The sequence below is a fragment of the Actinoplanes sp. KI2 genome (genome assembly GCF_025630775.1).
In the GTDB taxonomy this organism is placed as follows: Bacteria; Actinomycetota; Actinomycetes; order Mycobacteriales; family Micromonosporaceae; genus Actinoplanes.
On the sequence record NZ_JAOSZE010000025.1, the window covers coordinates 152,780 to 161,958 of the forward strand.

Here is a 9,179-nt window from a genome sequence, read left to right on the forward strand (position 1 = left end):
CCCCCGGCTAGTTTGACCGGGTGACGACCTCGCGCACGGCCCCGAAGGCCGCCCGGCCCGCCTTCGTCTGCGACGCCTGCGGGCACCAGCCGCCGAAATGGCTCGGCCGGTGTCCGGAGTGCGGCGAGTGGGGCTCGGTGATCGAGTCCACGGTGAGCAGCCCGCTCGGCGCGGGCCGGGTGGTCAGCTCGCGCATGCCCGCCGAGCCGGCCCGTCCGATCGCCACGATCAGCGCCGCCCCGGCCAAGGCGGTGCCCACCAATGTCAGCGAGCTCGACCGGGTGCTCGGCGGCGGCCTGGTCCCGGGCGCGGTGGTGCTGCTGGCCGGCGAGCCCGGTGTGGGCAAGTCCACACTGCTGCTCGACGTGGCCCAGCAGTGGGCGGCCGGCGCCGGCAGCCCGTCGTTGGTGGTCAGCGGCGAGGAGTCGGTCAGTCAGGTGCGGCTGCGGGCCGAGCGGCTGGGCGCCCTGCACGAGCGGCTCTTCCTGGCCTCCGAGAGCGATCTGGGTGCCGTCCTGGGCCACCTCGACGCGGTCCGGCCCGGCCTGCTCGTGCTCGACTCGGTGCAGACCATCTCGGCCCCCGGCACCGAGGGCGTGCCCGGTGGGGTCACCCAGGTCCGGGCGGTCACCACCGCGCTGGTCGGGGTGGCCAAGGAGCGCGGCATCGCCACCGTCCTGGTCGGTCACGTCACCAAGGACGGTCAGGTCGCCGGCCCCCGCGTCCTCGAGCACCTGGTCGACGTCGTGCTGCACTTCGAGGGCGACAAGCACTCATCGCTGCGCCTGGTCCGCGGGGTGAAAAACCGGTACGGCGCGGCCGACGAGGTGGGCTGCTTCGAGATGCACGAGGGCGGCATCGCCAGCCTCGCCGACCCGTCCGGCCTGTTCCTCACCCGCTATCACGAGCCGGTCCCGGGCACCTGCGTGACGGTCGCGATGGAGGGCCGGCGGGCGCTGGTCACCGAGGTGCAGGCGCTGATCGGGGCGGAGGTGCAGGGGTCGCCGCGGCGCACCGTCTCGGGTCTCGACAGCGCCCGGCTCGCCATGGTCCTGGCCGTCCTCGAGCGCCGCACCAAGCAGCTCAAGCTCTACAACCGCGAGGTCTTCGCGGCCACGGTCGGCGGCATCCGCCTGGTCGAGCCCTCGGCCGACCTGGCCATGGCGCTGGCGGTCGCCTCCGGCGGCCTGGATCTCGCGATGGCGCCGCACCTGGTCGCGATCGGCGAGGTCGGCCTCACCGGGGAGATCCGCCGGGTCGGCGCGGTCGGGCGCCGCCTGGCCGAGGCGGCCCGGCTCGGCTTCCGCGAGGCGCTGGTGCCGCCCGGCTGCGCCCCGGAGGGGACGGGGATCAAGGGCATGCGGGTCACGGAGGTCGCCGACCTACGCTCCGCATTGCAGACCGCGGCCCGGGCCTCGGCCGAGCACGGCGGGCAATGACGGCACCTTTTCGACGTGGCCAGGGTGGCAGCGCCTGGCGCCGGGCAACGGCCGGAACCGCCGGCCCGCAGGCAGGTTGAAAAGGTTCACTCAGGGTGAGTTTTGATCACGCTACGGAGCATTCATCGAACCACGCCTCGGCGGCCTGGATGACAGTCCGTAGAATGTACAGGTGCCGCTCGACCGCGATGGTTCCAAGCCCACCGCCGCCAGCCAGACGCCGCGACCCGGCGTGAATGGTTCGGTGCGCCCCGGCCTCGTGGGCGGGGGCGGGGGGAACCCCGACCCGCTCCGCGCCAATCTTGCCCTGATGGCCCCGGGCACCGCCCTGCGCGACGGCCTGGAGCGCATTCTCCGGGGCCGCACCGGCGCCTTGATCGTCCTCGGCCACGACGCCGTGGTGGAGAGCATCTGCACCGGCGGCTTCCCGCTCGACGTCGAGTTCTCCGCCACCCGCCTGCGCGAGCTGTGCAAGATGGACGGTGCGGTCGTTCTCTCCAGCGACGGCACCCGGATCGTCCGGGCCGCCGTCCATCTGATGCCCGACCCGTCGATCCCGTCCGAGGAGTCCGGCACCCGGCACCGCACCGCCGAGCGGGTCGCGAAACAGAGCGGCTTCCCGGTCATCTCGGTGAGCCAGTCGATGCGCATCATCGGGCTGTATGTGAACGGTCAGCGGCACGTCCTGGACGATTCGGCGGCCATCCTCTCCCGGGCCAACCAGGCCCTGGCCACCCTGGAGCGCTACAAGCTGAGACTGGACGAGGTCTCCGGCACCCTCTCCGCGCTGGAGATCGAAGACCTGGTCACGGTTCGCGACGCGGTGGCGGTCGTCCAGCGGCTCGAGATGGTCCGCCGCATCGCCGACGAGATCTCGGGCTACGTGGTCGAGCTGGGCACCGACGGCCGCCTGCTGGCCCTCCAGCTCGACGAGTTGATGGCCGGTGTCGACGCCGACCGCACCCTGGTGATCCGCGACTACCTGCCGACCGGTCGTAAGGCACGCACCCTCGACGAGGGCCTGGTCGAGCTCGACCTGCTCTCCGCCACCGAAATGATCGACCTGGTGGCGGTGGCCAAGGCGATCGGCTACCCGGGCGCCTCCGACGCGCTGGACGCCGCGGTCTCGCCGCGTGGCTTCCGGCTGCTGGCCAAGGTCCCGCGGCTGCCCGCCCCGATCGTCGACCGCCTGGTCGACCACTTCGGCAGCCTCCAGCGCCTGCTGGGCGCCACGGTCGAAGACCTACAGGCCGTCGACGGGGTGGGCGACGCGCGCGCCCGCGGCGTACGAGAGGGCCTGTCGCGGCTGGCCGAGGCGTCGATACTCGAGCGCTACGTCTGACGCCCACGGCTCGCCCGGCACCGGCGCGCCGCCGATCAGCCAGGCCGCCGCGATGCCGGCGCGCCGCCGCACACCGATTCGAACGGCTGGACCCGGCCGCCCGCACCCGACCGCGCACCTCACCCCGGCCGCCCGCACCCGACCGCGCACCTCACCCCGGCCGCCCGCACCCGGCCGCGCACCTCACCCCGGCCGCCCGCACCCGGCCGCGCGCCTCACCCGGCCTCGGCGACCCGTCGGCAGTGCTCGGCGGTTGCCTCGTCGGCCGGCAGATAGGTTTCCACCGCCACCTCGTCCAGCGCTACGTCGAAGGCCGCGCCGAAGGTCGTCACGGTCGTGAGGAAGCAAAGTTCGACCCCGCGATGCTCGATGCGAATCGGCAGCGCGATGTCGGCCGGGTCCGGCTCCGGCGGCCACTCGGTCCCGCCGCCGTAGGACCGCAGCTCCTCGCACAGCGCGTGCAGCGCACGGTCGCCGCTGTTGGCCGCCTGGCGCTCCAGCCTCGGCAACAGGTAGGACCGCACCTGGTCGAGGTTGCGCACCCGGGGGGCGAACCCCGACGGATGGAACCCGAGCCGCATCAGATTCATCGGCTCGCGTCGCAGCTCCGGCGCGACGTCCGCCACCAGCAGGCCGAACGAGGCATTGGCCGACAGCACGTTCCATCGGCGGTCCAGCGCGACCGCCGGATACGGCTCGTGCGCTTGCAAGATCCGGTCCAGGGCCGCGCGTACCCGCCCGAAGTCGGGATCGTCGGCCGCGCGCTCCCGATAGAGCGGCGCGTGGCCGGCCGCGACCAGCAGCCGGTTCCGCTCGCGCAGGGGAACCCCGAGACACTCGGCGAGCCGTACGACCATGGCACTGCTCGGATTGGTGCGCCCGGTCTCGACGAAGCTGACGTGCCGCGAGGACACCTCGGCGAGGTTCGCCAACTCGAGCTGGCTGACCTTGCGACGCAGCCGCCAGCCACGCAACAACTGACCGACGCTCTCCGCCACGAACCCAGTCTCAGGCAAGCGGCGCCTCCGTCGCCATTACCAGGCATGTCATCGACATGACCGCCGCCGGCTGCGACCGTCCCTGGCATGACCAACAAGGAATTGGTGCTCCACGGCTTCCGTGAGTTCGCCGCCGGCAACCTGGAGCCGCTGCGCACGCTGCTGCACGAGGACTTCGTCGAGCACGTCCCCGGCAATCCGTCCGGCCGCGATGCTTTCCTCGACTTCATCGCGGCGGCGCCGGTGGCGACGGCAACCCTCGACCTGAAGCGCGTGGTCGCCGACGACGACTACGTGGTGGTCCACTACCACATGACCGTTCCCGGTACGCCGGCCCGAGCTGTCGTGGACATCTGGCGCTTCGAGAACCATCGGATCGTCGAACACTGGGACGTGGTGCAACCCGAGGTCCGCTGAGGACGTCAGCCCACCGGCGCCGCGATCCCGTTGGCGTGATCGGTGACCGAGGCGCCGACGACGGTCGCCGAGATCGGCAGGAACTCCAGGCAGCGCCGAACGGCCGCACCCATCAGGGGATTGGGCACGCGCATGGACAGGGTGCAGTGCGGCACCCACCGCCCGGGCTGGTAGAGGTCCCAGATCTCCACCCCGCCGGCGACGAGCCGCGAGTGCACCTCCCGATGCACGGCGAGCAGCTCGGGCGTGGGCACGACGCCGAGCCACAGCACTCGCCCGACGAACTGCCCGACGAAATCCAGCTCCAGTTTCAGGCCGACCCCGACGGAGACGCCGGCCAGCGCCGACACCACGGCATCGGGCGCCAGACGGCGAGCGGCCACCAGCGAGACGTGCGGCCGATGACGCTCCTCCAGGAGGGTCGCCAGCGACGGAATGCCGTCCGTCTCCAGCGCGCCCCACAGCGTCCGGACGCGTCGCGAGGCGTCGACGTCCAGATAGAGCTCGAGAGCCGCGACCACTCAGCTGACGATAGTGATCAACACCGGCTGGGAGACCAGCGTCCCCAGCCGGGCGCGCAGCTCGAACTGCCCGGGCGGCGGAGCGGGGCCGGACGGCGTGGTGCCGGTGCAGCTGCTGGACTGCCGGCCGTTCCAGGTGACCTGGTAGGCGCGCGAGTTGCCGGGCGCGAACTGGCGTACGTCCGTGTTGTTGTCCTTGCTGCACGTGTCGGACGACCAGTACTTCTTGGCGCCGACCTCGAGGTACAGCTCCTGCGCCCCGGCGCCGACGTCGCGGCTGCACGTACGGTTGCCGGTGTTCTTGACGGTCAGGGTGATCTGCAGTGAGTTGCCGCGCTTCAGCGTCGTCGTCGGCACGCTCGCCGCCACCAGGAACTCGTTGTCGGCGCAGGAGCCGTCGGAGGCCGCGGTGACATTGGTGTTCTGCCCGTTCGCCGTGGTGGACGACGTGGCCGGGTTGCCGCCGTCGTCGTTCGGGCTCTTCGACTCCAGGTCGCTCAGCGCGGGCAGCGACTGCTGGGTCCCGGGCACACCGTCCAAGAAGGACTGCTCGGGCGACGCGGAGGACTTGGCGGGCGCGGGGGTGGGCAGGGACGACGCAGTCGAGGCGCCCTTGCCGCGCTGATCGTTCTTGTCGTTGCCGGAGCAGGAAACGAACAGCACGATGATGCCGAGCAGCACCGCGCCCAGCACGACTGCACGCCGCCGCCAGTAGACGGCGGGAGGAAGGGGACCAACCGTCGATCGCATGATGGGGTCACCGTAAACCCGGACACCCCCGACGATGGCCGCGACGCGCCGGGTATGCGACAGCGACTCGCCTTGCCCACCCTTACAGATAGACCTTCCGCTGGTAGACGGCATGCGCCCCGGCCACCCGATCGAGGAAAAGTTTGCCGCCGCAGTGGTCGATCTCGTGTTGCAGGGCGCGCGCCTCGAAGGCGTCGGTGGCGAGGATGATCGGCTCACCGGTGCCGGGCGCGAGCGCCTCGACCACGATCCGTCCGGCCCGTTTCACGTCGCCGGTGAGGTCGGGCACCGACATGCAACCCTCGCGTCCGGCCTTCCACCGGCTCGCCTCCACGATCTTCGCGTTGCACAGCACGAACGTGCCGTGGCTGGTGGCCGCCTTCGGATGGCCGGTCACGTCGACGGCGAAGACCCGCGCGCCGACGCCGATCTGCGGCGCGGCCAGGCCGACGCAGCCGGGCGAGACCCGCATGGTGGCCACCAGGTCGGCGGCGAGCTGGACGACCTCCGCCGAGGTGGGGTCGACGTCGGCGGCGACCCTGCTGAGCACCGCCGCGGGGGCGGTGACGACCGGGCGGACGCGGCCCTCGGTCACAGGATCTCCGACTCGGCGCCGCGCAGCGTCACCTCGACCCCGAGCTCGGCGCCGGCCACCGCGAGCCGCTCGCGCAACTCCTCGGACGCGCCGGCGGGCAGGTCGATCTCGGCGATCAGCACGTACAGGGTGCCCACCAGCCGGGTGCTCAGGTCGGTGATGTTGCCGCCGGCGGCCGCCACCAACCGGGTCACCGCGGCGACGATGCCGAGCCGGTCGGCGCCGTGCACGCTGACCACCCACGGCTCGCCGGTGTCGGCCGCGTCGGCCTCCGGCCCGACATCGCGGACGGTGGTGGTCACCCCGTCGAGTGATTCCAGGGCCAGCGAAGCGGCCTCGGCCCCCGCACCGGTGCAGATCAGGGTCATCGCGAAGTGGCCGCGAAGGCGGGTCATCGTGGAGTCGGTGAGGTTGGCGCCCGCCCCGGCAAGCGCCTCGGCCACGTCGGCGACGATACCGGGACGGTCCGGGCCGATGACGGTGATGGCAAGCTCATGCACCCGCCTACAGTAGGTGCTGCCATGACTTTCGCCGATGACGCCATCGCCTGGTTCGACCAGAATGCCCGCGATCTGCCCTGGCGGCAGCCCACGACGAGCCCCTGGGGGGTGCTGGTCAGCGAGGTGATGCTGCAGCAGACCCCGGTGGTCCGGGTGGAGCCCGCCTGGCGGTCCTGGATGACCCGCTGGCCCACCCCGGCCGACCTGGCCGCCGACCCGCCGTCCGAGGCGATCCGGATGTGGGGCCGGCTCGGCTACCCGCGCCGGGCGATGCGCCTGCACGCCTGCGCGGTCGCGATCGTGGAGCGGCACGGCGGGGTGGTCCCCGACGACCTCGATCGGCTGCTGGCCCTGCCCGGGGTCGGCACCTACACCGGGCGGGCGGTGGCCACCTTTGCGTACGGGCAGCGCCACCCGGTCGTCGACACCAACGTCCGGCGGGTGGTGGCCCGGGCCGTCGAGGGCAAGCCGGACGCCGGCCCGGCCACGACCGCGGCGGACCTGGTCGCGGTCGCCGAGCTGCTGCCCGATCGGCCGTCCCGGGCGGCGCGGGCGAGCATCGCCTTCATGGAGCTGGGCGCGATCGTCTGCACGGCCCGAGCCCCCCGCTGCCCGCAGTGCCCGTTCGAGGCGTCCTGCGCCTGGCGGGCGACCGGCGAGAAGCTGCCGGAGGGGCCGAGCCGCAAGCCGCAGCGGTACGCCGGGACCGATCGCCAGGTGCGCGGCCTGCTGCTGGAGGTGCTGCGGCACGCCACCGGCCCGGTACCACGGCAGCGCCTGGACCTGGTCTGGCAGGACGAGGCGCAGCGGGCCCGGGCACTGGCCGGGCTGGTCGAGGACGGCCTGGTCGAGTCGCTGGGCGCCGACGACTTCGTGCTCGCCGGCGACGCCCAGCACCCTGCCGCGCAGTCCCTTTAGTACGCACAGTCCCTTTAGTACGCGCAGTCCCTTTAGTACACGTACGGCCAGCCGCTCGAGTCGTATCCGAGGAGGTTGATCCCGAGCTTCGCGGTGCCGTTGTCCGCGTAGTAGTGGTAGACCAGCACGTCCGCGTCGGTGTCGGTGAAGACCGACTGGCCGCCGGGGCCGTGGATGCTGCCGTGCCCGGCGAGGATCTCGCTGCCGCCGCCGCTGGTCATCGCCGTCCCGTTCTTGTCGACGAACGGCCCGTTCACGCTGGTCGAGCGGCCCACCATGATCCGGTACGTGCTCGACGCCCCCCGGCAGCACAGGTCGAAGGACACGTACAGGTAGTAGTACGACCCGTGGTGGAACAGGAACGGCGCCTCGATCGCGCCGCCGCCGCGCCCGGCGATCGACCGGATCGTGCTGTCCAGCCGCTTGCCGGTGGACGTGTTCAGCTGCACCTGCTTGATCCCGGTCCAGAACGAGCCGAGGCTGAGCCACCAGCGGCCGGACGGGTCCACGTACAGGTTCGGGTCGATCGCGTTGAAGTTGTCGCTGGTCGTGGACTCGATGACCAGGCCCTGGTTGCTCCAGCTGCCGGACGCGCCGGTGCTGCTGGTGGCCAGGAAGATCGCCGAGTGGTTCGAGCCGAAGGTGGAGGCCGCGTAGTACATGTAGTACTTGCCATTGTGGTACGAGATGTCCGGCGCCCACAGGTTCGCGCTGCCTCCGGTGTACGAGGCGGCCCAGGAGGCGCCGCTGGGGAAGGCCACGCCGGCATCCTTGAAGGCGGTGCGGTCGGTCGAGGTCTTCAGCACGATGTTGTTGCCGGTGTGCGCGATCAGGTAGGTCCCGCCCTGCTTGACGATGCCGGGATCGTGCACGTTGACGCTGCCGGTCACCACGCCGGGGTTGGGATAGGTGGCGGCATCGGCCGCCCTGATGCCCACCGTCGCGCCGACCGCTGCGACCAGCACGACGGCTCCGGCAAGCGCTTTCCTACGCAGCACGGAACTCACCTCTCCAACGCTGACATTTCCGGGATGTTACCGCCATGGTGAACGTTAACATCGATGAGCGTCAAGAGGTGGCAGCGCTTTACCAGGGCATTTTCAAGCTCGACGTGAACGACCCGAGAACGGGAACGGCCCGGCTGCCAGGCAGCCGGGCCGTTCTCGGTCAGTTGATCGTTTACTCCTCGGTGGAGGCGGCCCCGAGGTCGGCGGGCACGGCGTCCGGCACCGAGACTCCGCGGTCGGCGCCGCGGAAGCTCAGCTTCGACTTCTCGACGTTCGCCGGGTCGCCCTCGCAGTCCACCACCACGATCTGGCCGGGGCGCAGCTCGTTGAAGAGGATCTGCTCGGACAGGCTGTCCTCCAGATCGCGCTGGATCGTCCGCCGCAGCGGCCGGGCGCCCAGCACCGGGTCGAAGCCCTTGTTCGCCAGGTACTTCTTCGCGTTGTCGGTCAGCTCGAGGCCCATGTCCTTGTTCTTGAGCTGGCCCTCGATCCGCGAGGTGAAGATGTCGACGATCTGCAGGATCTCGTCCTGCCGGAGCTGGTGGAACACGATCGTGTCGTCGATACGGTTCAGGAACTCCGGCCGGAAGTGCTGCTTCAGCTCGTCGTTGACCTTGACCTTCATCCGGTCGTAGTTGCTCTCGGTGTCCTCCGAGGCCTGGAAGCCCAGCGACACCGCCTTCGCCACGTCC

The 9,179-nt window shown here is 71.3% G+C and carries 10 protein-coding genes and 1 pseudogene; 4 read left to right on the forward strand and 7 right to left on the reverse strand.

The window, feature by feature from the left end; all coding sequences use genetic code 11:
- The first annotated feature begins 20 nt into the window (after positions 1-20).
- Together radA and disA are read left to right on the forward strand one after the other, a co-directional pair.
- Complete coding sequence (radA, locus tag ODJ79_RS26330; protein WP_263026253.1) at positions 21-1,439, forward strand: DNA repair protein RadA; 1,419 nt, start codon at positions 21-23, stop codon at positions 1,437-1,439.
- 172 nt (positions 1,440-1,611) lie between these two features.
- Positions 1,612-2,781: a DNA integrity scanning diadenylate cyclase DisA gene (gene disA / locus ODJ79_RS26335; protein ID WP_263026254.1), complete on the forward strand. Its 1,170-nt coding sequence runs from the start codon at positions 1,612-1,614 to the stop codon at positions 2,779-2,781.
- A 215-nt stretch (positions 2,782-2,996) separates the two neighbouring features.
- Here the strand turns inward: disA and ODJ79_RS26340 are convergent, their stop codons facing one another.
- Positions 2,997-3,797, reverse strand: coding sequence for a helix-turn-helix domain-containing protein (locus tag ODJ79_RS26340; protein ID WP_263026255.1), 801 nt, complete (start codon positions 3,795-3,797; stop codon positions 2,997-2,999).
- 69 nt (positions 3,798-3,866) lie between these two features.
- Here ODJ79_RS26340 and ODJ79_RS26345 point away from each other — a divergent pair, with 69 nt between their 5' ends.
- Positions 3,867-4,196: a nuclear transport factor 2 family protein gene (locus tag ODJ79_RS26345; protein ID WP_263026256.1), complete on the forward strand. Its 330-nt coding sequence runs from the start codon at positions 3,867-3,869 to the stop codon at positions 4,194-4,196.
- Positions 4,197-4,201: 5 nt separating this feature from the next.
- Here the strand turns inward: ODJ79_RS26345 and ODJ79_RS26350 are convergent, their stop codons facing one another.
- The 4 genes from ODJ79_RS26350 to ODJ79_RS26365 all read right to left on the reverse strand — a co-directional run bounded on the left by ODJ79_RS26350 (position 4,202) and on the right by ODJ79_RS26365 (position 6,562).
- Positions 4,202-4,717: a 2'-5' RNA ligase family protein gene (locus tag ODJ79_RS26350; RefSeq protein ID WP_263026257.1), complete on the reverse strand. Its 516-nt coding sequence runs from the start codon at positions 4,715-4,717 to the stop codon at positions 4,202-4,204.
- Positions 4,718-5,467 carry an adhesin gene (locus ODJ79_RS26355; protein WP_263026258.1) on the reverse strand — a complete coding sequence of 250 codons (750 nt, stop codon included), beginning with the start codon at positions 5,465-5,467 and terminating at the stop codon, positions 4,718-4,720. It abuts the gene before it with no gap.
- Positions 5,468-5,549: 82 nt separating this feature from the next.
- On the reverse strand, positions 5,550-6,062 hold the full coding sequence (gene def, locus ODJ79_RS26360) for a peptide deformylase (RefSeq protein ID WP_263026259.1): 513 nt from the start codon (positions 6,060-6,062) through the stop codon (positions 5,550-5,552).
- A complete protein-coding gene (locus ODJ79_RS26365; RefSeq protein ID WP_263026260.1) occupies positions 6,059-6,562 on the reverse strand; it encodes a glycine cleavage system protein R in 504 nt (167 codons plus the stop codon). The genes def and ODJ79_RS26365 overlap by 4 nt, the downstream gene beginning before the upstream one ends.
- Positions 6,563-6,583: 21 nt before the next feature.
- Between ODJ79_RS26365 and ODJ79_RS26370 the strand changes: the two genes are divergently transcribed.
- Positions 6,584-7,480, forward strand: coding sequence for an A/G-specific adenine glycosylase (locus ODJ79_RS26370; RefSeq protein ID WP_263026261.1), 897 nt, complete (start codon positions 6,584-6,586; stop codon positions 7,478-7,480).
- Between the two features lie 32 nt (positions 7,481-7,512).
- Here the strand turns inward: ODJ79_RS26370 and ODJ79_RS26375 are convergent, their stop codons facing one another.
- Positions 7,513-8,478, reverse strand: coding sequence for an arabinan endo-1,5-alpha-L-arabinosidase (locus tag ODJ79_RS26375; protein ID WP_263026262.1), 966 nt, complete (start codon positions 8,476-8,478; stop codon positions 7,513-7,515).
- A 181-nt stretch (positions 8,479-8,659) separates the two neighbouring features.
- Positions 8,660-9,179: pseudogene (locus ODJ79_RS26380) on the reverse strand (AAA family ATPase); the annotation flags it as partial.

What these genes read in the sequence shown, in the direction of transcription:
- ODJ79_RS26345 (WP_263026256.1), top strand. Translation starts at nt 3,867, where the DNA reads ATGACCAACAAGGAATTGGTGCTCCACGGCTTCCGTGAGTTCGCCGCC.
- ODJ79_RS26355 (WP_263026258.1), bottom strand. Translation starts at nt 5,467, where the DNA reads ATGCGATCGACGGTTGGTCCCCTTCCTCCCGCCGTCTACTGGCGGCGG.
- ODJ79_RS26370 (WP_263026261.1), top strand. Translation starts at nt 6,584, where the DNA reads ATGACTTTCGCCGATGACGCCATCGCCTGGTTCGACCAGAATGCCCGC.